At 44.5% G+C, this 26166-nt stretch carries 27 protein-coding genes; 18 read left to right on the top strand and 9 right to left on the bottom strand.

The window, feature by feature from the left end:
- Positions 1-167: 167 nt before the first annotated feature.
- A complete protein-coding gene (locus CA598_RS13080; protein ID WP_256989794.1) occupies positions 168-710 on the top strand; it encodes an acyl-CoA thioesterase in 543 nt (180 codons plus the stop codon).
- Between the two features lie 139 nt (positions 711-849).
- On the opposite strand, the gene rplT is transcribed toward CA598_RS13080, so the two are convergent.
- From rplT to CA598_RS13060, 4 genes are all read right to left on the bottom strand, one after another.
- A complete protein-coding gene (rplT, locus tag CA598_RS13075; RefSeq protein WP_042125073.1) occupies positions 850-1209 on the bottom strand; it encodes a 50S ribosomal protein L20 in 360 nt (119 codons plus the stop codon).
- Between the two features lie 31 nt (positions 1210-1240).
- Entirely contained in the window at positions 1241-1441 is a 201-nt protein-coding gene (gene rpmI, locus CA598_RS13070; RefSeq protein ID WP_036679507.1) for a 50S ribosomal protein L35, read from the bottom strand.
- 60 nt (positions 1442-1501) lie between these two features.
- Positions 1502-1999 carry a translation initiation factor IF-3 gene (gene infC / locus CA598_RS13065; RefSeq protein WP_042125071.1) on the bottom strand — a complete coding sequence of 166 codons (498 nt, stop codon included), beginning with the start codon at positions 1997-1999 and terminating at the stop codon, positions 1502-1504.
- Between the two features lie 279 nt (positions 2000-2278).
- Entirely contained in the window at positions 2279-3517 is a 1239-nt protein-coding gene (locus tag CA598_RS13060; RefSeq protein ID WP_094869936.1) for a glycosyltransferase family 2 protein, read from the bottom strand.
- Between the two features lie 403 nt (positions 3518-3920).
- On the opposite strand from CA598_RS13060, the gene CA598_RS13055 reads away from it, so the two are divergent.
- Positions 3921-4448, top strand: a complete 528-nt coding sequence (locus CA598_RS13055; protein WP_094869935.1) for a phosphatase PAP2 family protein — start codon at positions 3921-3923, stop codon at positions 4446-4448.
- Positions 4449-4497: 49 nt separating this feature from the next.
- On the top strand, positions 4498-5613 hold the full coding sequence (locus CA598_RS13050) for an MGDG synthase family glycosyltransferase (RefSeq protein WP_094876781.1): 1116 nt from the start codon (positions 4498-4500) through the stop codon (positions 5611-5613).
- Between the two features lie 86 nt (positions 5614-5699).
- Here the strand turns inward: CA598_RS13050 and trmB are convergent, their stop codons facing one another.
- Together trmB and CA598_RS32280 are read right to left on the bottom strand one after the other, a co-directional pair.
- Complete coding sequence (gene trmB, locus CA598_RS13045) at positions 5700-6416, bottom strand: tRNA (guanosine(46)-N7)-methyltransferase TrmB (protein WP_094869933.1); 717 nt, start codon at positions 6414-6416, stop codon at positions 5700-5702.
- Positions 6417-6628: 212 nt separating this feature from the next.
- On the bottom strand, positions 6629-6799 hold the full coding sequence (locus CA598_RS32280) for a hypothetical protein (protein WP_179281578.1): 171 nt from the start codon (positions 6797-6799) through the stop codon (positions 6629-6631).
- A 322-nt stretch (positions 6800-7121) separates the two neighbouring features.
- Here CA598_RS32280 and mnmL point away from each other — a divergent pair, with 322 nt between their 5' ends.
- Genes mnmL through CA598_RS13025 form a run of 4 tightly spaced genes read left to right on the top strand, consistent with a single transcriptional unit; the run spans position 7122 to position 10673 of the window.
- Positions 7122-8078: a tRNA modification radical SAM protein MnmL/YtqA gene (gene mnmL / locus CA598_RS13040; RefSeq protein ID WP_256990491.1), complete on the top strand. Its 957-nt coding sequence runs from the start codon at positions 7122-7124 to the stop codon at positions 8076-8078.
- Complete coding sequence (mnmM, locus tag CA598_RS13035) at positions 8078-8680, top strand: tRNA 5-(aminomethyl)-2-thiouridylate-methyltransferase MnmM (protein WP_094876780.1); 603 nt, start codon at positions 8078-8080, stop codon at positions 8678-8680. The genes mnmL and mnmM overlap by 1 nt, the downstream gene beginning before the upstream one ends.
- A 46-nt stretch (positions 8681-8726) precedes the next feature.
- The gene (locus tag CA598_RS13030) at positions 8727-9695 is read left to right on the top strand and encodes a type I phosphomannose isomerase catalytic subunit (protein ID WP_094869930.1); all 969 of its coding nucleotides are present in this window, start codon (positions 8727-8729) and stop codon (positions 9693-9695) included.
- Between the two features lie 27 nt (positions 9696-9722).
- Positions 9723-10673, top strand: a complete 951-nt coding sequence (locus CA598_RS13025) for an alpha/beta fold hydrolase (protein ID WP_094869929.1) — start codon at positions 9723-9725, stop codon at positions 10671-10673.
- A gap of 293 nt (positions 10674-10966) precedes the next feature.
- On the opposite strand, the gene CA598_RS13020 is transcribed toward CA598_RS13025, so the two are convergent.
- On the bottom strand, positions 10967-12874 hold the full coding sequence (locus CA598_RS13020) for a B12-binding domain-containing radical SAM protein (RefSeq protein WP_094876779.1): 1908 nt from the start codon (positions 12872-12874) through the stop codon (positions 10967-10969).
- Positions 12875-12889: 15 nt separating this feature from the next.
- Complete coding sequence (recQ, locus tag CA598_RS13015; protein ID WP_094869927.1) at positions 12890-14725, bottom strand: DNA helicase RecQ; 1836 nt, start codon at positions 14723-14725, stop codon at positions 12890-12892.
- A 170-nt stretch (positions 14726-14895) separates the two neighbouring features.
- Here recQ and CA598_RS13010 point away from each other — a divergent pair, with 170 nt between their 5' ends.
- The 10 genes from CA598_RS13010 (at position 14896) to CA598_RS12965 (ending at position 24025) form a co-directional block, all read left to right on the top strand.
- Entirely contained in the window at positions 14896-16509 is a 1614-nt protein-coding gene (locus CA598_RS13010; protein ID WP_256990489.1) for a spore germination protein, read from the top strand.
- Positions 16502-17605, top strand: coding sequence for a GerAB/ArcD/ProY family transporter (locus CA598_RS13005; protein ID WP_094876778.1), 1104 nt, complete (start codon positions 16502-16504; stop codon positions 17603-17605). Before CA598_RS13010 ends, CA598_RS13005 begins: the two co-directional genes overlap by 8 nt.
- The gene (locus CA598_RS13000; RefSeq protein ID WP_094876777.1) at positions 17598-18821 is read left to right on the top strand and encodes a Ger(x)C family spore germination protein; all 1224 of its coding nucleotides are present in this window, start codon (positions 17598-17600) and stop codon (positions 18819-18821) included. The genes CA598_RS13005 and CA598_RS13000 overlap by 8 nt, the downstream gene beginning before the upstream one ends.
- Before the next feature lie 24 nt (positions 18822-18845).
- Positions 18846-19034 (top strand): CLC_0170 family protein, encoded by a 189-nt coding sequence (locus CA598_RS12995; protein WP_094876776.1) that lies wholly within the window; start codon positions 18846-18848, stop codon positions 19032-19034.
- A gap of 93 nt (positions 19035-19127) precedes the next feature.
- On the top strand, positions 19128-20108 hold the full coding sequence (locus CA598_RS12990) for an RluA family pseudouridine synthase (protein WP_094876775.1): 981 nt from the start codon (positions 19128-19130) through the stop codon (positions 20106-20108).
- Positions 20109-20217: 109 nt separating this feature from the next.
- The gene (locus tag CA598_RS12985; protein ID WP_094876774.1) at positions 20218-20637 is read left to right on the top strand and encodes a GNAT family N-acetyltransferase; all 420 of its coding nucleotides are present in this window, start codon (positions 20218-20220) and stop codon (positions 20635-20637) included.
- A gap of 96 nt (positions 20638-20733) precedes the next feature.
- The gene (locus CA598_RS12980) at positions 20734-21255 is read left to right on the top strand and encodes a hypothetical protein (RefSeq protein ID WP_094876773.1); all 522 of its coding nucleotides are present in this window, start codon (positions 20734-20736) and stop codon (positions 21253-21255) included.
- A 47-nt stretch (positions 21256-21302) separates the two neighbouring features.
- The gene (locus CA598_RS12975) at positions 21303-21698 is read left to right on the top strand and encodes a hypothetical protein (protein WP_094876772.1); all 396 of its coding nucleotides are present in this window, start codon (positions 21303-21305) and stop codon (positions 21696-21698) included.
- A 20-nt stretch (positions 21699-21718) separates the two neighbouring features.
- Complete coding sequence (locus CA598_RS12970) at positions 21719-22288, top strand: TetR-like C-terminal domain-containing protein (RefSeq protein ID WP_042125036.1); 570 nt, start codon at positions 21719-21721, stop codon at positions 22286-22288.
- A 156-nt stretch (positions 22289-22444) separates the two neighbouring features.
- Complete coding sequence (locus CA598_RS12965) at positions 22445-24025, top strand: oleate hydratase (RefSeq protein ID WP_094876771.1); 1581 nt, start codon at positions 22445-22447, stop codon at positions 24023-24025.
- Positions 24026-24166: 141 nt separating this feature from the next.
- Here the strand turns inward: CA598_RS12965 and CA598_RS12960 are convergent, their stop codons facing one another.
- Positions 24167-24889, bottom strand: a complete 723-nt coding sequence (locus tag CA598_RS12960) for a DsbA family oxidoreductase (RefSeq protein ID WP_094876770.1) — start codon at positions 24887-24889, stop codon at positions 24167-24169.
- A gap of 272 nt (positions 24890-25161) precedes the next feature.
- On the opposite strand from CA598_RS12960, the gene CA598_RS12955 reads away from it, so the two are divergent.
- The gene (locus CA598_RS12955) at positions 25162-26094 is read left to right on the top strand and encodes a glycosyltransferase family 2 protein (protein ID WP_094876769.1); all 933 of its coding nucleotides are present in this window, start codon (positions 25162-25164) and stop codon (positions 26092-26094) included.
- Positions 26095-26166 lie beyond the last annotated feature (72 nt).

Genomic DNA, 26166 nt, shown 5'->3' with positions numbered 1-26166 from the left:
GTAACCGCTTTCCATGACACGACGTGTTATCATTATGTTTGAATGATGTTAGAAAACCTTATTTATCTTTGTATAGTATTCCAACACAATACAAATATTATTGCACACTTATGTGTTTTCTATTATTATGATTGCTTAGTATTTGCATTGAAAGGAAGTTATCAGATATGACCGATGAAAAAAATCCACAAACGATGCCGGCTTTTAAATATTGCCGTGAATCCCGCGTTTTCAAAACCGGACGTGTTTTCCCTAATGATGTTAATAATCACAAGACATTATTTGGCGGCAAGCTCATGAGCGGCATTGACGAAGTAGCCTCCATCTCAGCTATGCGCCATTGCCGTGCCAATGTCGTCACAGCCTCTACAGACTCTGTTGACTTCTTAAGACCCATTCGACCTACAGACTCCGTATGCTTCGAATCCTTTGTTTCTTGGACTGGGCGTACAAGCATAGAGGTATTTGTAAAGATCATTTCAGAAAATTTATACACTGGTGAGCGCGCCGTCGCCGCCACTTCATTTCTCACCTTTGTTGCAGTCGAGGAGGATGGCACTCCAACTCCGGTTCCTGCCATTATCCCAGAGACCGACGAAGAAAAACTGATCAACGAATCAGCAAATGAACGTTCTGAGTTGCGCAAAGTGAGAAGAACCATCAGTAAAAAACTTGCTGCTGAGCTCAATACAATAAAATACTGGGAATAACTCTGCCTAAAGCAGAGTTTTATTCTCATTTTTATTGCGGCAGAGAATTCTCTCGCCATGCTGCACACTTCATACCACACAAAAAAGCACCGCTGCATGGGCAACCCGCAGGCGGTGCTTTTCTATTATGTCACAACACTTACGCGTTGATTTTCTCTTTAGCAATACCAGCCAAGGAGTTGAATGCGTTAAGATCATTTACAGCCAGATCAGCCAGCATCTTACGGTTAACTTCTACACCAGCCAATTTCAGGCCGTATACAAGTTTGCTGTAAGAAAGACCGTTCAAACGAGCTGCTGCATTAATACGAACGATCCACAGTCTGCGGAAGTTACGTTTAGTTTGACGACGGTCACGGTAAGCGTAAACCATCGATTTCATTACTTGTTCTTTAGCTGTTTTAAAAATGCGGTGTTTAGAACCGAAATAACCTTTTGCCAATTTCAACACTTTTTTATGTCTACGACGAACTACAAATCCGCCCTTAACTCTTGCCATATTAATAAACCTCCCAAAAATGTGTGATAAACTATTTCAAGTTAGCCAATCCTTGTTTCAAACGTCTTACATCCCCAGGGGCCATTACTGGATTACCGTTCAGAACGCGCTTAGCGCGTTTAGATTTGTGGGACAGCAAGTGGTTTTTGTGAGCTTTGTAACGTGTTACTTTACCAGTTCCGGTAATTTTAAAGCGGCCTTTCAGGCTGCTATGTGTTTTCATCTTAGGCATGGTGTTTCCTCCTTGAATATTATGCGGCGCCAAATTGCAGATAAGCAAGTGACTCCATATTTATTGGGCTTTAGGAGCCAAAATCATAATCATGCTGCGGCCTTCCAGCTTAGGCTGGCGCTCAACAACAGAAATATCAGCCACTTCGTTTTTAACACGCTCGAGGATTTTCTGGCCGATATTCGCATGAGTAATCTCACGTCCGCGGAAACGTACGGAGCACTTCACTTTATCGCCTTCACCCAAGAACTTGATCACATTGCGGAACTTGGTTTGATAATCATGTTCCTCAATGTTAGCACGGAACCAGACTTCCTTGATATCAACGATCTTCTGGTTTTTACGCGCTTCCTTCTCTTTCTTCTGCGTTTCATAACGGAACTTGCCGTAATCCATGATGCGGCATACCGGCGGCTTAGCCTGCGGTGCTACATTGACTAAATCTAGATTAAGATCGATCGCCATTTGCAACGCTTCGCGGATCGGTTTAATTCCGATTTGTTCGCCTTCCGCACCAACCAACCGTACCTCTTTGGCCCGAATTTCATCATTGATCATATGTTCCTTACTGATAACTCTCCACCTCCGGATCTTTTTAACAACTTTACTGCCATACTCCATAAAAAAGGGGTGCCGGTAACACCCGACACCCCGTGTTTGATCAACGTTCATGAACATTAACATTCATAAAGCATTGAGATCAAAACCAGCCGGCGAATATGCCAGTCAGGTGAGAAGCAGGTGCTTCTTCTTGCAATCCCTATGATTTGCGTACTTGAATACTATACACCACTCCAAACGGAGTGTCAATTCTTTTATTCAACATTCTGAAATGTCTTAAACCTGCTTGCTTTGCACTTCTTCAAGTCTTACGACACGCGTATGCTTGGTATGGCTCCACTGCTTGTTGTTCTGCGTGAAGAACGCATAGAACGTAATAGGATACCAAGAGATGAGGTAAATTGGGAAGAACACCAGATAAGCGTACACCTTCTTAAATTTAACCTTCTCCAAAGCCATCGCGATCCCAAAGGTCACCAGATTCAAACCGATCGCAAGGAAACCGAGCCAAACTGGCAAGCTTCCGTAAATATTAGCGATATTCGGGCCGTTAAAGAGAGCCATATCTACCCACATTACCGCCGTCATCAAGAAAGTGAGCAAAACAATGTACACATTTGCTCCGTAAAGAGCAAGGTCAAACTTCGTTAAGCTACGTTCTTTAATACTTTGCCAAAGTAATGGGAAAAAATAACGACGAGCTACAGTGAAGTGTCCTTGCATCCAGCGCAGACGCTGTCTTGAAGAGGCCTTGAAAGTTAGAGGCTTCTCATCAAATACCTTTGCGTCATAGTTGAACTTAGGATATACACCGTGTGATGCACTGCGCATCGTAAACTCCAGATCCTCAACCAGGCTTGTAGCTCCCCAGCCCATCTCTTTAAGGAGATTGGTCTCGAAACACATTCCTGTTCCGCCAAGGAAGTTCGCCATATTCAAATTATGGCGTGAAAGTTGCCACAAACGGTTAATATACCAATACGAGACACCATACGCTGCAGTAATCCAGGAATCTTCTGGATTCTTGGTATCAATATAACCTTGAATAACACGCGCTCCTGAACAAAGATCATTATTCATCTCCATTAGGAATTCAGTATGTGCCAGGTTATCGGCATCAAACATTACAACTGCGTCATATTGACGCGGCATGCTCCAAAGCTCCTTGAGCATCCATTCAATGGCATAACCTTTACCACGTAGATTCGGGTTCGTACGGACACAAGCATTCATTCCGTGCTCTCGAACAATACGAGCTGTACCATCTGTACAATTGTCACAAATTACAAATACGTCAAACAGTTCTGAAGGATAGTTAAGCTGCTTCAGGTTCTCCATTAACGCGCCGACGACTTCTTCCTCGTTATGTGCAGCAACAAGTACTGCAAATGTTTTTTCTGGCTTATACTTTGTCTTTGTCTTTTTCTTGTGCAGACCAAATAACGAAAAGGTAAACTGATATACTGCGATTGCTGCCAAAATCACTTGGAGCGTAACAAACAGTGCGTCTGTCATGACCTTTTGATGCCCCCTTTTTTCACTCTCGGTGTTCTTTTTTTTCTCTCTAGTTTGCTTGACGTTCCTTCTGACCCTTTTGTTGCATCCCTTAACAATAGACCAAGAGTATTCTTATTCTAGGCAGACTTCACAATTTTTATATGTGTTGTTTAAAAGAATTGTATGGATTCCATTATTTCGGATCCTTATTTATCTCTTACCCTTTTAAACATGTTTAGTCCGCTTGAATCATTGTACGGCGTTAGCGGCTCTAAGTCAAAACTAGCAAATTTCTAGCAAAACTGAGCTTTTCCTTGAAATGGACTACCTTTAAAAAGTATGATTAAGACAGATCTAATGCAAAAGAACGGACTGCTCATAAGCACCTGTTATTGGTAGCCGACTGGCGGAGGGACAAGATATGAGACATTTATTCATGAAGCTACATCTCTGGGAGCGGCACCTTTTTAAGTGGATCAACGGACGAATGCATAATCGTTTTCTGAACTTTTGGCTCTTCTATCTCACTCATTTGGGTGGAGCTACAAGCACAATTGTTATCAACATATTGATATGGGTACTTGCTCCTCAGCCATGGAGAACCGCTAGCCTGCAAGCAATGACGGCTCTAGCTGTTAGCCATTTGCCCGTTGCTGTCGCCAAGAAACTGTATCCACGCATGCGGCCTTATCTGGCGTTACCGGATACGAACACATTTCGTAATCCATTAAAGGATCATTCTTTTCCTTCTGGTCATACTACAGCTATCTTTGCTTCAACGGTCCCATATATGGTAGCATTTCCTGCCTTGACCGTTATTCTGCTGCCACTGGCCTGTATTGTCGGGTTTTCACGCATTTATCTGGGATTACATTATCCATCCGATGTCTTTGCAGGCTTAGTGATCGGAACCAGTGTTGCAGCGGGCACCATAGCCTTATGGATCTGAAGAATATATGGTTAAACCGGGAAAACCTTTGAGAATAGGTGAATCAAAATTGCAAAAAAAAAGAATTTTAATACTTTCAGAAGGCTTTGGAGCAGGACATACTCAAGCAGCTTATGCGCTGTCGAGCAGTTTGCGCCAACTGTCACCTAATTTACAAACGAAGGTGCTAGAACTTGGGAACTTCCTAAATCCCAAAATGGCCCCCATTATTCTGTCCGCTTACCGTAAGACGGTAACGACTCAGCCAAAGCTGATGGGGTATGTCTATCGTCACCAAAAATCATTTAATCGTCTTACCACGCTTGCCCTGCATCGTATATTTTATACGCATACCAAAAATGTTGTCATGCAGTTGAAACCTGACGTTATTGTCTGCACACACTTCATTCCGGGTGCTGTAGTATCTCGTCTTAAGCGAGTGGATCCCACCCTAAAGGTGCCACTCGTAACTGTTATAACGGATTATGACGCACATGCCAGCTGGATCAGTCCAGAGGTAGACCGATATCTGGTATCAACACCAGAGGTTAAATCCAAATTGCGTATGCGAAACATTCCTGCTGCGAAAATTCAGGTTACAGGGATACCCGTACATCCTAACTTTTGGCAGCACCCTGGAAAGCAGGAGATTCGACAGCAATTCAATCTCAAGGTTATGCCAACAGTACTAGTCATGGGCGGCGGCTGGGGGATCATGAACGATCAGGTTGTAAATGCCTGTCTGGCGGAATGGCGTGAGAAGATTCAGATTGTTTTCTGTCTCGGCAAGAATGAAGAGCTTCTTCAGGAAATGAAAGAGGACTCACGTTATAATCATCCTAATATTTCCTTGATCGGTTTTACGCGTGAGATTGACAAGCTGATGGAGGTGTCCGATCTGCTCGTCACAAAACCGGGTGGGATGACCTGCAGTGAAGGGCTCGCTAAAGGAATACCGATGCTTTTCTATAACCCTCTGCCCGGGCAGGAGGAGGAAAATTGCCGTTATTTTACCGCAGCAGGTTTCGGAGAGCCGATTGAGTCTTTAGACGTAGTCGTAATGTGGATGGAGCGTCTCTTAAACAACTACGAGGATGTGCAGAATAAGCGAAAACTTCATCTCGAGGAAATCGCCCGTTACCACCCATTGCAATGTGCTCAGAGCATTATCGAATTATTGGAATAGTTAACAAAATAAAGCAGCAGCCTCCAAACCACTTGGAGGCTGCTGCTTTATTATTGAAGCATGTCTTTAGGAGCAGTGCTTTGTAACTACAACCGGTATTTGTCCAAACGGGTAGCTTGATACTGCTTGAGCGCTTCCGCACCTACAATGGCCTCACAACGATGGATATTCACGCCGCGTCCGACAAATTTCGTCTCGTATTCTGTCATAATATGATCCTCATTTATGATCCCGTCCGCATGTAGGTCTAACGAGATATTTTTCATCTGTAAACCAAAGTCCGCAAATGCATTTAATGAGAATTCAAATAGGCTTCGGGAATCTGTTTTCAAATGAATTTCACCTAAGTCGCTTAGCAGCCCCCGATATTTGTCAAGAAAACGCGGGTGTGTCAAACGACGACGAGCATGCTTACTCTTCGGCCACGGATCACTAAAGTTAAGATAAATTCGTTCCAGTTCTCCTGGAGTAAATACTTCCTCTGCATAATCAATATTGGCGAGTGCCAATTTCAGGTTAGGCGGCGTCTCATGACCTGCCGGCTCCCATACTGCTCTAGCCTTATCTCCAGCACGGCGGATCAGCTCATCATACATATCAACGCCGATAAAATTAATATCGGGATATTTAAAGCTCATTTGACTGATAAACTGTCCCTTGCCCATTCCGAACTCCACATGGATCGGATGATCATTTCCAAACAGCTTGGACCACTCACCTTTATAACTCCGAGGGTCTAGAATGACTAGATCGGTCTGTTCTTCCAAACTTTCACGTATTCCTTTTCTTCCGCGTAAACGCATAGGTATTCCTCCGATTATCTCTTATACGATAACTGTCACTTGCAATATTGTGCCGAAATTGTCCCGAAAAGTAAAGGGATTGGGGTAAAAAAGAAAAAGGAATTCTCTGGTTCAGCTCTTAAATGAGCTATCCAGGGGAATTCCTTCGTTGTGTATATTTGGTATTAAGGCTCATTCTTATCCGGTAGATTAGGATCTACTTTGTGTTTGAGCTATTTGGCAAATGTCTTTTTTTCGAATGCGCTGCGAATTTTACGCTGTGCATCTGTCTTGATCTTAGGGTTGCCGTTAAATTCCACGCCTGTTAGTGCAAGGGCTTCATCTGGCGTTAAGTGGACTTCAATCGAATCTTTACCCTCAGCATATACCGTTTGAGAATTCATTGCTATCACCTCACGGTTATTATTATGGATCGGACGACACGAAATTATGAACTCCTGGCTGAATTTCTTTATGCCACAGCAGCTTTTCACACTCTGAATATAACATACTATGTAAGCATTTTCAAGTTGAAATCGCCTTACTTTCGGCCTATTTTCATGCCAGTACCGTGAGTGAATGTTACGCCGAGCTCTGTTTTTTGATACAATGTATTGGGTTATAAGAAACGGCTGCGTGTTCTTTTATAAAGGATGCCATCCGTCTCAGAAAAATATAAGGATAAGGATACTTATCCATGTTTATATTTTCAGAAAGGAGCTCCTCGTGTCTAATCTTCAATACACTACTCCTCCGCAGCTTTGGGGAGATAAACGTTTTCATACCTGGAATTACGAAATGCGTGAACATTTGAACACCAAGGTATTCAAAGTTATGCTTGATGCTGGCTTTACCTGTCCCAACCGTGACGGCTCCATCGCTAAAGGTGGTTGTACATTTTGCAGTGCCAGAGGTTCTGGTGATTTTGCAGGAAGTCGCCGAGATAATCTCGTCACCCAATTTAATAATATCCGTGATAAGCAGCATCTAAAATGGCCAAACGCTAAATACATCGGATATTTTCAGGCCTATACGAATACGTACGCTCCGGTCGAAGAGCTTAGAGAATATTTCGAAGAGATTTTGCAGCAGCCCGGTGTCGTTGGACTTTCTATTGCTACACGGCCTGACTGTTTGCCAGATGATGTTGTCGAATATTTAGCAGAGCTAAACGAGCGCACCTATCTGTGGGTAGAAATGGGGCTTCAGACTATACACGACTCCACTTCTGAGCTTATTAATCGGGCCCATGATACCCAGTGTTATTTAGAGGCTGTTGATAAGCTGCGGCGTCACGGCATTCGTATCTGTACCCATATCATTCACGGCCTCCCACAGGAGACGCATGAAATGATGCTGGAAACGGTATCTGCTGTCGCTCGTATGGATGTCCAAGGAATTAAGATTCACCTGCTACATCTCATGCGTAAAACACCCATGGTGAAGCAGTACGAAGCCGGACTGCTGCGGTTCATGGAACAGGACGAGTATGTGAAGCTGATTGTTGATTCACTCGAAATTCTGCCCCCTGAGATGATTGTACATCGCTTGACTGGTGACGCTCCTCGGGATCTCTTAGTCGGTCCGTTGTGGAGTCTCAAAAAGTGGGAAGTGCTAAATGCCATTGACGCTGAGCTTGTTGCTCGCGATACTTGGCAGGGTAAGTATTGGAGGAAAAGCTAATGGGCTTCATGTCCGTTCTAAGCTTTGCTCATAAATTAATCTCTGAGCGGCTAACTATAGGTGAGCGTGCAATTGATGCCACTGTAGGTACTGGTGCTGATACGCTTTTTCTAGCCAAAATGGTCGGAGTTCGCGGTGAAGTCTACGGCTTTGACATTCAAGCTGCAGCGCTGAAGCTGGCTAAAGAGCGCCTGCGGCTTGCAAGAGAGGAAGCTCCCTCGCTCGCCACCGTCACTTTGCTGGAACGTAGTCACGCAGAAATGGCTGAAGCTGTTCCAGCGAACTGGCATGGCACCGTTGGAGCTGTAATGTTCAACCTAGGATACTTGCCTTCAGGAGATGCCGACAAGAACATCATTACTGAGCCGGGCAGCTCCATTGCAGCCTTGGAAGCTTCTCTCCAGTTACTGCGTCCAGGCGGGATCATCACGGCGGTTCTTTATCCCGGCCATGCTGGCGGAGATAAAGAAGCCGATGCCGTTGAATCTTGGGCAGCAGCTGTTTCCCAAAAGGTAGCACAAAGCATTGTTTATCGTCAGCTTCAGCGCACGGATTCACCTTATTTGATTGCGCTTGAAAAGAAAAAAGGAATCCCCTCTTAAACTGTAAGCATCAAACAATTTTATATTTGGGAAGGAAGATGTAGTAATGACTCAACCATATCCTTTGAAATTTCAACCGGAGTTTAAAGAACGTGTCTGGGGAGGCCGCGCGCTGGAGAAATTCGGCCTAGATCTGCCAGAAGGACATATTGGCGAAGGCTGGATGATCGCCGATCACGCGAATGGAACGTCTTCAGTAGTAAACGGAGAGTTAGCCGGCCAAGGGTTAGATCAAATTCGTGAGCAGTTCGGCCATGAATGGTTCGGAAGCAAAGGGATTTCTGAAACGGGTGGAAGATTTCCTCTACTAATCAAATTGCTGGACTGCAACGACAATCTTTCCGTTCAAGTCCACCCTACAGATGATTATGAGGGATTGCCACAAGGTGAACTGGGCAAAACAGAGATGTGGTACGTGTTAGACGCTAAGCCAGGTGCCAAAATCATCTATGGTCTTAAAGAAGGCGTGGATCGTGAAACATTGCGCGAAGCACTGGAAAAAGGCACTGTTATGGATAGCCTTCAAGAAGTATCTGTCTCTGCAGGAGACTCCTTCTATATTCCAGCCGGAACCGTTCATGCGTTATGCGCTGGTGTCGTTGTAGCAGAGATCCAGCAAAATTCCGACACTACATACCGAATTTATGACTATGACCGTCCAGGCCTGGACGGAAAGCCACGTGAGCTTCATATTGAGGATTCACTTAATGTTACAGCTTATGAAGGCGCTGGGGCTACTTCAATGAAGACAGATAACGCAGTACCTGGTGAGTGGCTGCAACTTGCCGCTTCGCCATATTTCATCGTAGAAAAAGGAATCGTAAATGGTTCATGGGGCCTCACCACTACAGAAGACAGCTTCACTATTCTAGTCATCTGTGAAGGCAGCGGACATCTTACTTGGGATGGCGGCTCCCAGCCTTATGCTGCAGGAGAATGCTATCTGATTCCTTCCAGTCTCGGCCGTTACGCTATCGAAGGTCATTCTACTGTGCTTCGCTCTTATTTACCATAAGTCGAGAACCTTTAGGAGGAATGGACCATGAAGGAAAATAGTTTTACCCTAACGGATCCCATAGGTGTAAATATCCATGTCTATGAATGGTTACCTGAATCCGATGTGCCAGTTAGAGGAATCGTGCAAATTTCTCACGGTATGTGTGAAACAGCTGTCCGTTATGCTCGTTTTGCGGAAGCCTTAACAGGAGTAGGTTATGCAGTATATGTTAATGACCACCGGGGACATGGTAAAACCGCTGGTCAAGTCGATCTGCTTGGCGATGTTGGGGAGGACGGATTCTATTGGATGCGGCGCAATCTGCTCCAGGTAGCAGCCAAAGCACTCTCCAAACATGAAGGTAAGCCTATCTTTCTATTCGCTCATAGTATGGGTTCCTTTCTGGCTCAAAAGCTGATGTGTGAAGAGGGTAACGAAATCTATGCAGGATTTATCCTAAGCGGTACAAATGGTCCTCGCGGTATGCTGCGCCTTGGAGAATCTCTGGCTAGTGCACAGCTCAAGTTAAAGGGTGAACATCACCGCAGTGTACTACTAAACAGCTTAGTATTCGGCAGTTACAACCGTGCTTTTTCTCCCGTAAGAACAGCATATGACTGGCTGAGCAGCGATGATGCGGAAGTAGATAAGTACATTTCCGATCCATTCTGTGGCGCTATTTGTACAACACGCTTTTTCCGTGGGTTTTTCCACCTCCTAAGGGAGATCCATACCGAGGAATCACTTAGGACATTATGTACAAGTAAGCCCATTTATATCTTTGGTGGGGATAAGGATCCTGTAGGGATGAGCGGACAAGGCATTCCTCGTCTTGCGGAGCTGTACAAGAAGCGAGGGATATCGGACGTAGAGTATCGGCTCTATCCAGGTGGCAGGCATGAAATGCTTAATGAGGTGAACCGGGATCAGGTTACGGCCGATGTGCTTAACTGGCTAGAACAGCATCTCCCTTCTGAGGTTACGACTACAAGTTAAGAGAAAAACGAGGTTTTTCGGAGCAGCCATCCTCCCGTTATTGGGGATCGCTGCTCTTCGTTTTGGGTTGTGAGCAATTTACCACACTCGTTAATCCTAGCCCCTCCCCTCTTTTTCGGATACATGGATGCTTTTAGGCAACCATTACTCCCCCACCATCATTTTCGGACTCACAATTGTGGAGAAATCACACATGTAAGGTCATACGGGCCCAATAACACTAAATTTAGCAGGTAAACCTTGCATATAAAACAAAAATAGACCGCCCCAAAGGAGCGATCTATATGGAACTATTACAAAGGTAACGTATAATACTGAGCGCGTTGGCTCTCGTTCTGCTGATACATTACAATTAGCAGCGTGCGACCTTCGGGAACGGAAGTTGGTTCAGCTACGGCTACAGCAGAGCTTGTGGTTTGGACAGACTCTTCTAAACTACGCTCTGTAACTCCCATTATTAATGACTCAGGAGAAGGTACAGCCCCATCGACAGCATTGTCCTCTTCCTCTTCCTCTGAACCCCCATCCGCCCGTAGACCGCTGATGGATTCCAGTACAGCTTCAAGCGAGAACGGTAGCACTTCAAGCACCGTATATTTTTGCAGCTCTCTTTCACTGAGTCCGGCTTCTGCCAACTGTGCAGAGATTTGACCCGGATTAGCAGCGATATCCCTCAAGTAACTCGACCAATCCGACTTATCCAGCACGAAATCCCACCAGATTTTGCGAGGCTTATACTTGTGTCCTAGGAAATAATCAAGCTTCATTAGCCCCGTAATAATATCCATAGATGGAGTCCCACGATCTATCAAGAAGGACTGCAAACGGATAAAGAGATCTTCCAGCTGATGCCCAATCTTTTGCCAGCCTCTCTCCTCCCAATAGTCACCGAACTCCTGGAAGAAATCGAATGGCGAATCAAACACATGACGGATCAAATATTTGGCCGTATGGTCCATCCGGTGGCTGTTCCAGTATTTCTCCAGCACATCCTCAAGCCGCTTCAAGCGGATAATATCCGAGAAGGTCATCATATGACTGCTAAGGATTTCGTAAGGGGCATGTTCCATATACGTATACTCATATTTTGCCGCCTGTGCACGCAGACCCGTCCCGCGAAGCATTTTAAGGAAACCAAGCTGCAGCTCTTCTGGCTCCATAACGAATACATCATTAAACGTTTTGCGGAAGGTGGTGTAATCCTCCATAGGAAGCCCCGCGATCAAATCTAGATGCTGATCGATATTGCGACTTTCCTTGATCTTCATTACCGTACGAGACAGCTTCTTGAAATTCTGGCGACGTTTAACGAGCTCGTTCGTCTCATCGTTCGTAGACTGTACACCAATCTCGAACCTAAAGATGCCCGGTGGCGCATTGTTCGACAGGAAATCCAGAACTTCTGGCCGCATGATATCTGCTGTAATTTCAAACTGGAACACACAGCCTTGATGATTATCGATCAGGAATTGAAACATTTCCATCGCATAGTTGCGGTTGATATTGAAGGTGCGGTCCAAAAATTTAATGATTTTGGCACCATTTTCAATTAAATAGAGTAAATCAGACTTCACTCGTTCAATATCATAGTAACGTACGCCAACCTCAATACTGGATAAACAAAATTGACAGTTAAACGGGCACCCACGACTTGTCTCAAAATAAACAATACGTTTGCTCAAATCTGGAATATCCTCTGGAAAACGATGCGGTGTAGGCAGCGTATTTAGATCGCTTTTGGGACGTGGTGGATTTACAATGATCTCCTCACCCTTACGATAAGCAGCTCCGTACACAAAATGAAATTTACGGTCGTCTCTCAGCTCCTGCAGCAGATGATGGAAGGTCTCTTCTCCATCTCCGTTGACGATAAAATCAATGCCAGCTTCTCTCTTCATCCAATGCAGCGGCTCATAAGAAACTTCCGGACCTCCGAGAACAATCGTAACCTCGGGCATCACTTGCTTAAGAATTCCGATCAGCTTGAGCGTCTCCTCGATATTCCAGATATAACAAGAGAAGCCAATCACATCTGGCCGTTTCTGAAACAAGTCGGACACGATATTCATCACGGGATCTTTGATGGTGTACTCCACTAAATGAATATCATTAAATTCATGCTCACTGTAGGCTTTAAGCAAACGAATTGCCAGTGAGGTATGGATATATTTGGCGTTTAATGTGGTTAGGATGATTTTCATGCTACACGACCTTCTCTACATTTCATTTTGAAAAAACTCTAGGAATGCTTTACCGTACTTCCGGTATTTCACTTCCCCTACGCCCTTCACTCTCAGCATTTCCGCTTCGGTCTGCGGGCAAACCACACTCATCTCACGCAACGTAGCATCATTAAAAATGATATATGAGGGCACATGCTCACGTCCCGCCAACTCTCTCCGGATCAGACGAAGCTGCTCAAAGACGGTCTCATTGACCGCCGAAGGTGACAGGTCATGCCCACGACTACGAACTCGCGTGCCGGATGCCGCGCCTACTCGTGATGGTCGTGCCACCCGCTGCGTAACCTCACGTTGTCCACGCAGTACCTCAGCAGCTAAAGGCTGTAGCCGTACTACTGGATACTGTCCTTCCGACAAGACCAGATATCCCTCTGAGATCAGCACATTAATGCTCTCCGAGATTTCCTTCTCTGTCCGGCTCGACAATGCCCCATGGGTCGGCAGTTTGTCAAAACCATATTGCATCACTTTCTGATTACGAGAGCCTTTCAGCACAGAAGCCACTAATGCTACTCCATAACGTTCCCGCATACGGTGGATGCAAGAGAATATCTTTTGCGCATCTACGGTCATATCTATAAGCTCTCGTTCATCTGTACATGAGCTGCAAATGCCGCATAACTTGTCTTCATGCGCCTCACCGAAGTAATCCAGCTGGGCACTGCGCAAGCAGCGGGTAGTATAACAATAATCAATCATTTGCTGAAGCTTGCGATATTCGTTAGCTTTACGGTCCGTATCCTGCGGATTCTGCTCGATCAGGAACTTCTGTGTCATAATATCCTGCGCACTAAAGAGCAGGATACACTCACTAGGCTCACCGTCACGACCCGCACGACCCGCTTCCTGAACATAAGCTTCCATATTCTTCGGCATATTATAATGAATGACATACCGGACATTGGATTTATCAATCCCCATCCCAAAAGCATTTGTGGCCACCATGACCCGGATATCGTCATATAGGAAGCCTTCCTGGCTATCTGCCCGCTCCTGATCATTCATACCTGCATGATAGCGGCCTGCCGCTATTCCTGAAGCCTGCAGCCTTTGATATAGATCATCCACTTCTTTGCGTGTAGCCGCATATACAATACCCGGCTGATGAGAATGCGTCGCTGTGTAATCCATAACGAATTCCCGCTTATTCTCCCCACGTAACACAGACATCGCTAGATTATCTCTTCCGAGTCCAGTCATGAAAATACCCGGCTCGCGCAGACGCAGCAGCCGAACCATGTCCTCCATAACCTCTGGTGTTGCCGTCGCTGTAAATGCAGCCAAGATTGGCCGTTCTGGCAGCTCATTCACAAATGGCGACACCGACAAATAGCTTGTGCGGAAATCATGCCCCCACTGAGATACACAGTGTGCCTCATCCACAGCTACACAGGAAATTGCCAGCTCAGCCATTTCCAGTCGGAACCAGTCCAGCTCTAGCCTTTCGGGCGCAACATAAAGCAGCTTCAAATCGCCGCGACGGGCAGCACGAATCCGCTCATTTACTTCTTTCCCGCTTAACGTGCTATTAATAAAGGCTGCCGGAATACCCGCCGTGGTTAATGCATCGACCTGATCCTTCATCAGTGAAATCAATGGTGAGATCACCAGTGTCAGCCCAGGAAGCAGCAGTGCGGGAACTTGATAGCAAATCGATTTCCCACCTCCCGTAGGAAGAATCCCCAGCGTGTCGCGCCCTTCCAGCAAGTTCTGAACAATCTTCTTCTGACCATCCCGAAAATCCGGATAACCGTAATATTTTTGCAGCTCAGCCTGCGCCTGTTCCATAGTAGGTGTTTGCATCATCATATCTCTCATAACCCCTTAAGCGTTTCTATCTTTAGTTTAGCGGTCAAAAGTGTATTGAGCAACACTCCTTAACTATGGTCACCATGTTCTTCCTTTGAAATATTTACATAAAAGGCCTTCTTTTAAGCCAAGCTTTAAGAAGAGTGATTTCATAGAAAGGTGGAGCGACCGTGCAAAATTGGAAACAAAAATATACCTCCTTTAAACATAAGCCTGCACACAAAGAGTCCTCTGCCCAGGACAATCGTCCGGTAAAGCCACTGGATTCCAGCATGAAGAACAATGTAAGCTTCATTCGACAAGTTTTTGGAGAAGACAGCGACCTCATAGTCCGTAACTTCAAAGTGTACGGTAGACATGATGCGTCTATTATCTTTTTTTCTTCTGTGGTGGATCAGAATCAAATTCAGAACTATGTTTTAAAACCATTAATGAATGTTTCCTCCGCCCCCTCAGAAATTCCAGAAGATCTAAAGGATCTACCTGATTACATCTGGAGTATGACAGTACAAGTAACACAAGGGAACCGAACTAAGGATCTAAACGCTCTAGCCTCCATCCTGTTGGAGGGAAATGTAGTTCTAATTGTAGATGGCATGGATCAGGCCCTGTATTTCAATCTGCGTAAAATTGAGCATCGTAGCATTGAGCAACCTCAAACTGAGCAAGTCATACGCGGTTCGCGTGATGGGTTTATAGAGAATTTACAATCCAATCTCTCCTTGCTTCGCTACCGACTGCAAACGCCGGATTTTCGTGTTGTAACTGCTCCTCTTGGCGTGCGGACGCGCTCAAAAGTAGCTGTCTGTTATATCGAAGGAATAGCTAATCCAGGACTAGTTCAAAAAGTGATGAAGAGATTGTCAGCTATAAATGTAGATGGCATCCTTGATTCGGGTTATATCGAGCAATTCATAGAAGATCATCCCCTGTCCCCTTTTCCGCAGGTTCAGCCAACCGAACGCCCGGATAAATCTATAGCCTCTTTATTAGAAGGACGAGTCATCATCCTTGTAGACGGCTCACCTTTCTGCCTCATCGTCCCGGCACTTTTCAATCAATTCTTTCAGACGACGGATGATTACACGGAACGTTTTATCGTAGGAAGCCTCCTACGAATGATCCGCCTGATTGCCTTATTATTCTCCCTCTTCTTTCCAGCTTTATATGTGTCCATCATCTCTTTCAATCCTGAGCTGCTGCCTACAGAGTTCGCCGTAGCTATAACAGGTGCAAGAGCTGGTGTACCCTTTCCGGCCGTATTGGAAGTTCTGATTATGGAAGTCTTCATGGAGGTGCTGCGTGAAGCAACCATTCGCTTACCGCAAATGATTGGCGGGGCTCTGTCTATTGTAGGTGTGCTTGTCATTGGCCAGGCTGCCGTAGCAGCAGGTCTGGCGAGTCCAACTACCGTAGTTGTTGTCGCTATAACGACCATAGGGTCATTTGCCACACCCGCTTACAATGCCGCTATCTCTTCAAGAATGCTTAGATTCCCATTGATCATATTGGCAGGCTGCTTCGGCTTGTACGGAGTAATGCTTGGCACGATTGTTATTGTTAACCACTTATTATTCCTGGAATCTTTTGGTGTTCCTTACATGACACCCTTTGTTCCTACAGTATGGAAGGATCTTAAGGATAGTATCGTTCGGGCACCTTTATGGTGGATGCGAAGTCGTCCAAGCTTTCTCAATACACCTGATCCTGATCTTCTTGCCAAGGATATCCCCAAAATGCATACCGATCTGATTTTTAAGGAGAAAAGTGAAGCTGATGAATAGTAACCGCCCCATATCAACAATCCAAGTCATGGCTGTAATCGTCAGTACGATTATAGGAATAGGAATCTTAAGTATTCCTCGTTATATGGCTGAAGCCGGAGACAGTGGTGCACCGCTCGTAACGGCTTCTGGTGTACCTGTTGCTTTTTTGGGTTGCTGGTTTACAGCGGCTGTCTGCCGAAAATTCCCGAACGAAACGTTGTTCGTATTCAGCCGCCGCCTTCTCGGAACTGGGCTCGCGGATATTTTCTCCATTCTTATTTCTTTGTTTTTTGCTTTCTCTGCCGGGATTACCATGCGCCAATTCGGAGAAGTATGTATTGCGGTTGTTTTTAAAAAGACACCTTTAGAAGCAGTAATTCTTTTAATGCTCCTACTGGTTGCCTTATCAATTCGTAGAAATATTGTGAAATTCACTTATGTACATGTTTTTTATTTACCTTTTATTCTTTTATCTGTTGTCGCAATTGTATTGGTAGCTATGAAAAATGTTGATGTTCTAAACTTACTTCCCCTCACCGGAAACTACACCACCTTTTCAAGCTTTTCCAAAGGAACAATTGCGTCGGCCGCCCTTTATCAGGGCACATTTGTCATCATCCTATTGGTTCCTCTAATGAAAAAACCTCAACAAGCCCTTAAAGCAGGCACTTTTGCGCTTGGTATCATCGGGTTCATTTATGTAATGATCGTTTGGGTCACTTTAGGCATGTTTGGAGCTCAAGAAACCAAATTGCTTTCCTATCCCACCCTGGAAGCAGCTCGCTCCATATCCATCGGTGCAGGATTATTAGAACGGTTTGATGCTCTTTTTATTATTATTTGGGTGATTTCTATATTTACTACTATCTTTACGAACTACTACTTAGCCGCATACTCTCTGCAACAAGTGTTGCGACACAAGGATCACCGTCTGATCTCCAGCTTCGCATTTCCACTTATCTTCATTTTTTCACTTTTGCCGAGAGATATTTTTCAGGTCAATACATTTGCCAGCACTACAGGCATAATCGGTTTGGTTTTTTTGACCGTCTATCCTCTTTTATTATGGTTAGTCTCTCTAATCCGGCATAAAGGAGCCATTTCACATGAATAAAAAAAATTACAAGCGAGTAGTCCTTATATTTATTCTCTCACTCCTGTCTGGCTTGCTCGCAGGTTGCTGGGATCAGCTTGAAATTGAAGATCGTGCATTGGTGCTAGGGTTATCCATTGATTCCGTCCCTTCAGACAGCAAAATAAATGATGATCAAACCACTCATCTAAAAAGCGCAAATATTAACCTTCCCCAAATCCGTGTGACCGCCCAAATTGCGGTACCAGGAAGAGTTCCACTCGGGCCAGGCAGTGGGGGTGAAGGCGGAGGCGGAAATCAAAATCCGGTATGGGTCGTAGAAGTATATGGATACACATTAGATGATGCCATGAACAATTTACAGCAGCAAATCTCCGATCCAAGGTATCTGATTCATTTACGAGTGATTATTATAAGTGAGGATGTTGCAAGAAAAAGCATGGATGACTTAAATGATTATTTACGGCGTAATCCAGAAGTCCGTCGCCGGACCTGGCTGCTAGTATCCGAAGGGGAGGCCGCTAAATTTATGGATATTAATCCTCCGCTGCAGCGAGTGCCGACCCTTTACATCCTCTCCACCATGGAAAAAGCGGTAACGTCAGGAAAATTCCCCGCAAATTATTTAGGTGTATTCTGGTCAGCTGATTCCAAATGGGGGGAAAGTGGTTATCTGCCCTACGTGTCATTACACCAGGAAGACAATATCATGATTAAAGGCCTAGCTTATTTTAGCGGCGGGTTAATGGTGGGTTCGACAATTCCTATAGAAATTGGTGCATATATGGCCATGAAGGGGATTAATCCCGGGGGATATTCTGATCTTTTCAATGCGGAAGAATTCGGTCCGGTGATGCTCAAGGTCAACGACCGTTTCACGAGAGTGAAAGTTCAGTTCAAAGAGGGCAAACCTCATATCATTTATAACATCTCTTTAAAGGCGGCTTTAGATGAGCATTTACGTAGTGATATCCATATCGATTCCAGCCGTTCTTTAGAAAAGATTGAAGACATTTTTGATAAGAGAGTACTACGTATCTTTAATGATCTTATCCAAGATACGCAGCAAGCGCATTCTGATGTCTTTGGCATGGGGGAATATATTCGCGCATATGCTCCCTCCTACTGGAAAGCCCATATTCGTGACAAACATGACTGGGAGCAGCAGTATTCCAATCTCAGTATAGAGATTAATGTGAAGACGCACATCGAGAGAGTAGGTCTGAAAGAAAATTAAATGATATTTATAGGAGGCTCTACTATGTTCTATCACCAGCTAACCTTTGTAATTGTTGCGCTGCTGATCTCCGGTGTTCTGTTGCTTACTGTGGATACTAAAATATATGCGGTCAATGCTATGCACCGGGAAAAGAAATACGCTAATGTGATAGGTTGGATATATCTCAGCTTATTCCTGCTTATTGGACTAGCTCAGCTATTCTATCTATAAATCGAATGCGTTTCTTGCTGCCCTTCACATAGTATTTCTTAACCGCCCATGGTATATTGAGGAGTACAATATTAAAGGACGGAGAATGCAGTCATGAACTCAAGAAAAAATTCTAAAGAAACAACCAAAAGAGGTACTCGTTCCCATAGCAAGCCAACTGGTAAGCTTAATCATAAAGCTAAAGCACCTGCAGCACCCAAGTCTTTTACTGTAAATGAACCTTCTGAGCTGTTGCCTTTCTTACTTACTCACATCACAGGTCGTGGACGAAATGCGATTAAATCCATCCTTTCGCGCGGACAAGTATCTGTGAACGGTAAGGTCGTCACACAACATAATTTCCAATTACACTCGGGTCAAACTGTGACGATAGATCAAGAGAAGCCTGTACAAACAGCTGAAATGATCGGACTTACCATTGTGCATGAGGATGATGATCTAATCATTATTCAGAAGGATGCTGGACTGCTATCCATTGCCACTGCGGAAGAAAATGAATTGACAGCTTACCGCCAGCTTATGGAGCATGTCCGCACCAGCAATCCTAAGAACCGTATCTTTGTTGTACACCGCTTGGATCGCGATACTTCTGGAGTGATGATGTTTGCCAAAAGCGAACGGATCCAGCAAGCCCTGCAAACTACGTGGAAGGATACAGTTAAAGAACGTTCTTACGTAGCACTAGTCGAAGGCGCCGTCAAAAGACCTGAAGGTACAGTGAGTTCTTGGCTAAAAGAAACCTCTACGCTGAAAATGTACTCCAGTCCTCATGAAGGCGACGGTCTACATGCGATCACACATTATAAGCTCATTCAGGCGAACCGCCACTTCTCGTTGCTTGAGGTAAAGCTTGAAACTGGACGCAAAAATCAGATTCGTGTTCATATGGCAGATATCGGGCATCCAATCGCAGGAGACAAGAAGTATGGTGCAGAGACCAAAACGGTGGGCCGTCTCGGTCTGCATGCTCGTGTACTTTCTTTTATTCATCCTACTACAGGAGAGTTAATGACCTTCGAAAGCCCTATTCCGAAGACATTCCTGAAATATACCGCACCTGCACCTGCGAACTAACAAGATCACAGTGAATACCCACTCATCCTAAGGGGGCTGATTACAGTGGAGCTTACTACAACTACACTACAATCGCTATGATAACTTAATAAAGAATGGGTGATTAGCTATGACAACAGCACATCATTATGAATGGTTTGAACGTTTACCCACGACTGAGGAGCATGCCTCCTTATGGGAAGCTGTCGGTTGGGGGAACGTGAATACAGAAATGACCGCAGCCTCTCTGGCTCACTCGGTGTATGGGATGGTCGTTGTACAGGATGATAAGGTTATCGGTATGGGGCGGATCGTCGGCGATGGTCATATGTATTTCTATATTCAGGACGTAGCCGTGCTTCCCCAATTTCAGGGCCAAGGCATTGGTAATGTCATTATTGAGCAGCTACTACGCTATATTCGATCTCATTCTTTTACAGGGGCTTTCGTAGGACTGTTTGCATCACACGCCAATAATACCTTTTATGAGCGATACGGCTTTCAGAATCACGCCCCCGGTATGACGGGCATGTTCAAGGTCATGGAGTAACACACAAAAGATGCCCGGTCCATATGGTCCTTGGGCATCTTTTTCACTTCTATTTAGATCATGTTACAATACTAATAAACAAAGAAGGTGCCATTATTGTTCCATCCTACTGTTTTCGATAATATTAAAATTGCTTTTGAGAACCAAATCTATGACTATGATAACCTGGACGGAATTTTGGTAGTTACGGATCGTTCCGACCTTCTCAATATGGCTTTGATGTCCAGAGAGTTCAGCCTCTCCTTCCAATTAACTGCTGGCAGGAGCGTAACCGCCGAAGTCTTCCTAACTTCCTCTGTGAAAGATCTTAGCGATGAAATATTGGAAGTGCCTAACATGGATCCCGGCTGCAATCTTTCGTTACGTTTTTATATGGAAATTGAAGATATCCCCGCAGAATGTCAGGCAATCGAGAGTATTCTCAAAGCCATCTGGGGGCCTGAATTCCAGCCCGTACAGTCATTAAGCTTCATTTATGGTCAAGAAGGTGAAACCTACAATAACTGCATTGAGCTGCGATTCAAAAGACAGATCACTGAGGAGCAAATGGACGACATTCCGAACCTGCTGAATCATCTTCTGCAAAGTGTAGAAGAGCTGGAATCTTTCTCCGTATAATTCCTGCTGCACACCGTTTTTACTTTGGATAAAGAGGTGAGCAAGAAATGAAATTCCTGCCTGCTGCCAAAAGTAATCGCTGGTTGATCTGGATGGCTGTTTATGGTGTTGTTCTATGGATGCTCTTCATAGTGCACAGATTTGTAATGATGGCTCACGCTTGGGATGTCACACTCTTACTTCGCTTCGCACTTTTTTCTGTTGTCGTATCTGGTATCGTCAATGCTTTAGGGTGGCTCGGCGCTCGATTACTCTGGTTCATCACTACAACAGGAATACTTATCGGTTCGGTACTTATGCTAAGCTACACCTATAGAGAGATGTCCGGTTGGGAGGATCTCGCGGGATTCCTAGCTTTTTTCTTTTTTACATGTGGCGGATTTGCACTTGGTTTGTTGGCAGAAGGCATTCGTCTACTGGTTAAGCAGTGGCCAAAAGCTTGAATGGAGGAGATGATAGAACGTTGTCCAATTCTTTTCTCACCAAAAATGCATTGTCTCATTCCTTAAAAGAACTAATGGAACATACATCGCTCAATAAAATTACAGTCAAACAGCTCGTGGACCATTGCGGACTAAATAGACAAACCTTCTATTATCATTTTCAGGATATATTTGATTTACTGGGTTGGATCTATAAGACCGAGGCTGTAGAGAGCATCGCCCAGTATCGTAGCTACAGTACGTGGACGGACGGTTTTTATAGAATTTTCTGCTATATCGAACGAAATAAAACCTTTTGCTGCAACACCTTGAACTCACTGGGTAGAAATCATCTGGATGCGTATCTATACGAAGTGACGAACGACCTCATTATGGGTGTCATAAACGAACTGTCCGCCGGGATGGAAGTTAGCCACGAAGATAAGCATTTTATTGCTAACTTTTATACACTGGCGTTCACAGGCCTCGTCATTCAGTGGATGAGAGATGGTATGAAAGAGCATCCTGATCACATTATCGAGAAGCTAAGTGTACTTATTGAGGGGAATTTTCTAAAAGCTTTGCACAAATATGAGAATAAGCCGTTGTAACCTTTGGGTTCAACGGTTTTTTTGTCTAAAAACTAGACATATGGACCGTAATGACTAAAAACCATACACTCTAAAAGGATTGATTATACCTTCGAAATTGGAGTTGATTTACATTAAGAGTGTGATTATTTCAACAACAACTTGGAGGCGACCATTGTGAAAAAAGAGTACGGTAATAAACAGGTTTATTTTGTCGGTGGCGGAATTGCATCCTTAGCGGGCGCGGCTTACCTGGTCAGAGACTGTGACTTTCCGGGACAGAACATTCACATTATTGAAGAGATGAAGATTCTCGGTGGCAGCAACGACGGCGCAGGTGACGCTGAGCACGGTTATGTCATTCGCGGTGGCCGGATGCTCAACGATGAGACCTATGAGAATACATGGGATTTACTCATGTCGATTCCCTCCCTCGACTATCCAGAGAAATCCGTTAGAGAAGAGATTATAGAATTCGATACCGCCAATCCAACACATGCTAACGCTAGACTCGTAAACCGCAACGGTGAGGTGGAAGATGTATTATCCATGGGCTTTGATATGGCTGACCGGCTTGCGATGGGTAAATTGATTATTACACCAGAAGAAAAAATGGGAAAAGCCCGGATTAACGACTGGTTTGGTCCACACTTTTTCACTACGAACTTCTGGTATATGTGGGCTACTACTTTCGCCTTCCAACCTTGGCATAGCGCTGTAGAGCTTAAACGATATATGATTCGCTTCGTTCATGAGTTCCCAAGAATTCAAACCCTGGAAGGCGTAACCCGCACTCCATATAACCAGTATGATTCTATCATCTTACCTATGCACAAATATCTTGAAGGCTTCGGCGTAGACTTTACACTGAAATGTACAGTAACCGACCTGCAGTTCAAAGATGGAGATGGCATTACCGTCACCCAAATGAACGTCCTACGCCAAGGTGTAGCCGACGTTATTAACATAAATGAAGACGATATCGTAATCGTCACGAACGGCTCTATGACCGAAGGCTCCAGCCTAGGTTCCATGACCTCTGCCCCACGTCTCAACGGCAAGGGAAGCTCGTGGAAATTATGGGAGAACATCGCCGCCAAAAAACCTGGACTTGGCAATCCATCATCCTTCGATGATCATGTCGATGGTTCGAAATGGGAATCCTTTACCGTGACCTTCCAAGATTCCAAATTTTTCGATCTCATGGAGAAATTCACTCGTAATCGTGCAGGTACTGGCGCATTGGTTACCTTTAAAGATTCGAGCTGGTTAATGTCCGTTGTCTTAGCTTTCCAACCGCATTTCCGCAATCAACCAGACCATGTAAAAGTATTCTGGGGTTACGGTTTGTACCCTGACAACGTAGGCGACTTCGTGAAGAAGAAAATGAGCGAATGTACCGGTGAAGAAATTATGGAAGAATTAATCGGTCATCTTCATTTCGAAGAACATAAGGACGAGATTATGGCAACCGCCAATTGTATTCCATGTATGATGCCTTATATCACTTCACAATTCATGCCTAGATTAAACAGTGACCGACCTAAAGTAGTTCCTGAAGGCTCCACTAACCTTGCCTTCGTTGGACAATATTGCGAAATTCCAGATGATGTTGTATTCACCGAAGAATACTCTATCCGAGCAGCAAGAACTGCAGTGTACACACTGCTTGGTATTAATCGGCCTATCGAGCCAATTAATCAGCATCAGTACGATGTCCGCACGTTGTTCACAAGCTTTATCACTTCTTTTAGATAAACACCTCATAAAGAGACAAGCGCTCCCGAATCTATCCGGGGGCGCTTGTCTTTGTAGTGTGTACAACAGAGCAGCGTTTCGGAACTAAAAAAAGAAGAAATGGATACTTCTCCATCTCTTCTTCTCCACACTATTTGAACTTTATATGCTGCAAGATCCATCTGCGCAGCCATCATCTGTGGATGCATCAGATTGTCCTTTGCCCACCACTTGCAGTGTTGGCCCTGCTTGCTCTTCTGCCCACACGGTATCCAATACCTCTGTAAATACAGGTCCTGGCTGTGCACCGGATAACGCATATTTATTGTTGAACACGAAGAATGGTACACCGGTAATATTCAGACGGCTTCCTTCTTCGATATCACCATTCACTTCATCTGTATAAGCATCCGTCTCCAGCATTGCCGTTACTTCTGCCTCATCCAGCCCTACCTCAGCAGCAAGTGTAGCAAGTACACTGCGGTCTCCAAGATTCAATGAATCCGTAAAGTAAGCACGTAGCAGACGTTCGGACATTTCTGCCCCTTTTCCCTTGGAGCTTGCAAAGTGACTTAGGCGGTGACTATCAAAAGTATTCGTATGCTTCATCGTATCGAATTGGAAATCCAATCCCACATCTTGGGCTTGCTCAGTCAGCTGTGCGTTCATTGCTTTTGCTTTTTCAATCGTCATTCCGTATTTGGAAGCCAGCATCTCATGAATACTCTGAGTCTCATTCAATTTTGCATGCGGATCCAGTTGAAAACTACGGAATACCACCTCTACTTGATCTCTGTTCGGGAACTGACTCAGCGCATTCTCCAAACGTCTTTTACCAATATAACAAAATGGACACGCATAATCGGACCAAATATCTATTCTCATGAAAAAAACCTCCTATTATTATTGTTCATTTGTAACTGCTTAATAAGATTGATAACTAAATATTCGTCGCTTACTATTATATAGTTAAAAACCGAAAAACACAAACTTAACTTTTATTAAAATAATTTCATTTAGACCTGAGCTGCACTAAAAGTATACGAAAGTGGTATATACGCTCTTCTTCAGGAACGATAGAATCAAGGTAACCACATTTCGCCGGATAACTGCATTCAGGTGAGCGGACAAAAGAAGTCCTGAAGGGAGATTAAGATATGCATGATCTATCTATAGTGATTCCTACTCGCAACCGAATCAATGACCTTACGGTGTGCATAGAGTCCATTGGCAAGCAGACAAATCTTAAAGATATCTCTATCGAGCTATGGATTATGGACGACGGTGAGATCCCTAAAGACAGATTAGCTTATTATTCTGAAATACTACAAGGATTACCACAGGCTGAACTCCATTATCATCGCAAAACTAAGCCTGGTCTCTGGCTTTCCCGTTACGAAGCGCTAGGGCTGATCCATGCAGAAATCGTGCTCCATTTAGATGACGATGCAGAATTAAATGACCCCTTATATATTCGACGATTGTTAGATACTTATACAGCCGACGACTCTATTGTTGGTGTAGGTGGTGTAGCCAAAGGTATACATAGCAGCATGCCAAGCAGGCTATTCGGTATGCTAACCGGACAAATGTCCGGGTCACCAGGCAGATTGTCGGCAAGTATGTTTGCAGGCTCGCAATTCCTTTGGGGAGAGAAGAAGCAGGTATTTGAAACTGATTTTTTTCACGGCTGCAATATGTCCTTCCGGCGCTCGGCACTGCGTGATATTAAGCCCTATCCATGGATGACAAGCTATTCCATAGCCGAGGATATTTATCTATCCCATTTAGCCAGCCGCTATGGCAAGCTTGTGATTAATCCCGCCATGAAAATCATCCATCATGAGTCGCCAGGCTCTCGCGATAAAGCGGGCGTTGTAGCACAAGCTACAGCCATTAATCACTACTATCTACTCAACTTGCGAAAAGCTCCATTAATGAATTATGCTGCCTTGATCTGGACATTGTCTTGTCTGACGGTTAAAGAAACCCTAAAACGGAATTTCAAAGCCGTTAGCGGATATGCCAAAGGTATCCTCTTCGTATTAAACCCTCGCAAGAACAAATACAGTGAATATATGCTCGATTAAATAGCATCGTTTTATTCTAAATCTACAGCGCTGCTCCGAATCAGGATACGGGGCTTTTTTTGTTATGCTGAC

Source organism: Paenibacillus sp. VTT E-133291 (genome assembly GCF_002264395.1).
Taxonomy (GTDB): domain Bacteria; phylum Bacillota; class Bacilli; order Paenibacillales; family Paenibacillaceae; genus Paenibacillus_AQ; species Paenibacillus_AQ nitricinens.
The sequence above is the reverse complement of the archived record's forward strand: the minus strand, read 5'-3'. Positions and strand labels throughout refer to the sequence as shown.

What these genes read in the sequence shown, in the direction of transcription:
- CA598_RS13080 (WP_256989794.1), top strand. Translation starts at nt 168, where the DNA reads ATGACCGATGAAAAAAATCCACAAACGATGCCGGCTTTTAAATATTGC.
- rplT (WP_042125073.1), bottom strand. Translation starts at nt 1,209, where the DNA reads ATGGCAAGAGTTAAGGGCGGATTTGTAGTTCGTCGTAGACATAAAAAA.
- rpmI (WP_036679507.1), bottom strand. Translation starts at nt 1,441, where the DNA reads ATGCCTAAGATGAAAACACATAGCAGCCTGAAAGGCCGCTTTAAAATT.
- infC (WP_042125071.1), bottom strand. Translation starts at nt 1,999, where the DNA reads ATGATCAATGATGAAATTCGGGCCAAAGAGGTACGGTTGGTTGGTGCG.
- CA598_RS13060 (WP_094869936.1), bottom strand. Translation starts at nt 3,517, where the DNA reads ATGACAGACGCACTGTTTGTTACGCTCCAAGTGATTTTGGCAGCAATC.
- CA598_RS13055 (WP_094869935.1), top strand. Translation starts at nt 3,921, where the DNA reads ATGAGACATTTATTCATGAAGCTACATCTCTGGGAGCGGCACCTTTTT.
- trmB (WP_094869933.1), bottom strand. Translation starts at nt 6,416, where the DNA reads ATGCGTTTACGCGGAAGAAAAGGAATACGTGAAAGTTTGGAAGAACAG.
- CA598_RS32280 (WP_179281578.1), bottom strand. Translation starts at nt 6,799, where the DNA reads ATGAATTCTCAAACGGTATATGCTGAGGGTAAAGATTCGATTGAAGTC.
- mnmM (WP_094876780.1), top strand. Translation starts at nt 8,078, where the DNA reads ATGGGCTTCATGTCCGTTCTAAGCTTTGCTCATAAATTAATCTCTGAG.
- CA598_RS13030 (WP_094869930.1), top strand. Translation starts at nt 8,727, where the DNA reads ATGACTCAACCATATCCTTTGAAATTTCAACCGGAGTTTAAAGAACGT.
- CA598_RS13025 (WP_094869929.1), top strand. Translation starts at nt 9,723, where the DNA reads ATGAAGGAAAATAGTTTTACCCTAACGGATCCCATAGGTGTAAATATC.
- CA598_RS13020 (WP_094876779.1), bottom strand. Translation starts at nt 12,874, where the DNA reads ATGAAAATCATCCTAACCACATTAAACGCCAAATATATCCATACCTCA.
- recQ (WP_094869927.1), bottom strand. Translation starts at nt 14,725, where the DNA reads ATGATGATGCAAACACCTACTATGGAACAGGCGCAGGCTGAGCTGCAA.
- CA598_RS13005 (WP_094876778.1), top strand. Translation starts at nt 16,502, where the DNA reads ATGAATAGTAACCGCCCCATATCAACAATCCAAGTCATGGCTGTAATC.
- CA598_RS13000 (WP_094876777.1), top strand. Translation starts at nt 17,598, where the DNA reads ATGAATAAAAAAAATTACAAGCGAGTAGTCCTTATATTTATTCTCTCA.
- CA598_RS12995 (WP_094876776.1), top strand. Translation starts at nt 18,846, where the DNA reads ATGTTCTATCACCAGCTAACCTTTGTAATTGTTGCGCTGCTGATCTCC.
- CA598_RS12990 (WP_094876775.1), top strand. Translation starts at nt 19,128, where the DNA reads ATGAACTCAAGAAAAAATTCTAAAGAAACAACCAAAAGAGGTACTCGT.
- CA598_RS12985 (WP_094876774.1), top strand. Translation starts at nt 20,218, where the DNA reads ATGACAACAGCACATCATTATGAATGGTTTGAACGTTTACCCACGACT.
- CA598_RS12975 (WP_094876772.1), top strand. Translation starts at nt 21,303, where the DNA reads ATGAAATTCCTGCCTGCTGCCAAAAGTAATCGCTGGTTGATCTGGATG.
- CA598_RS12960 (WP_094876770.1), bottom strand. Translation starts at nt 24,889, where the DNA reads ATGAGAATAGATATTTGGTCCGATTATGCGTGTCCATTTTGTTATATT.
- CA598_RS12955 (WP_094876769.1), top strand. Translation starts at nt 25,162, where the DNA reads ATGCATGATCTATCTATAGTGATTCCTACTCGCAACCGAATCAATGAC.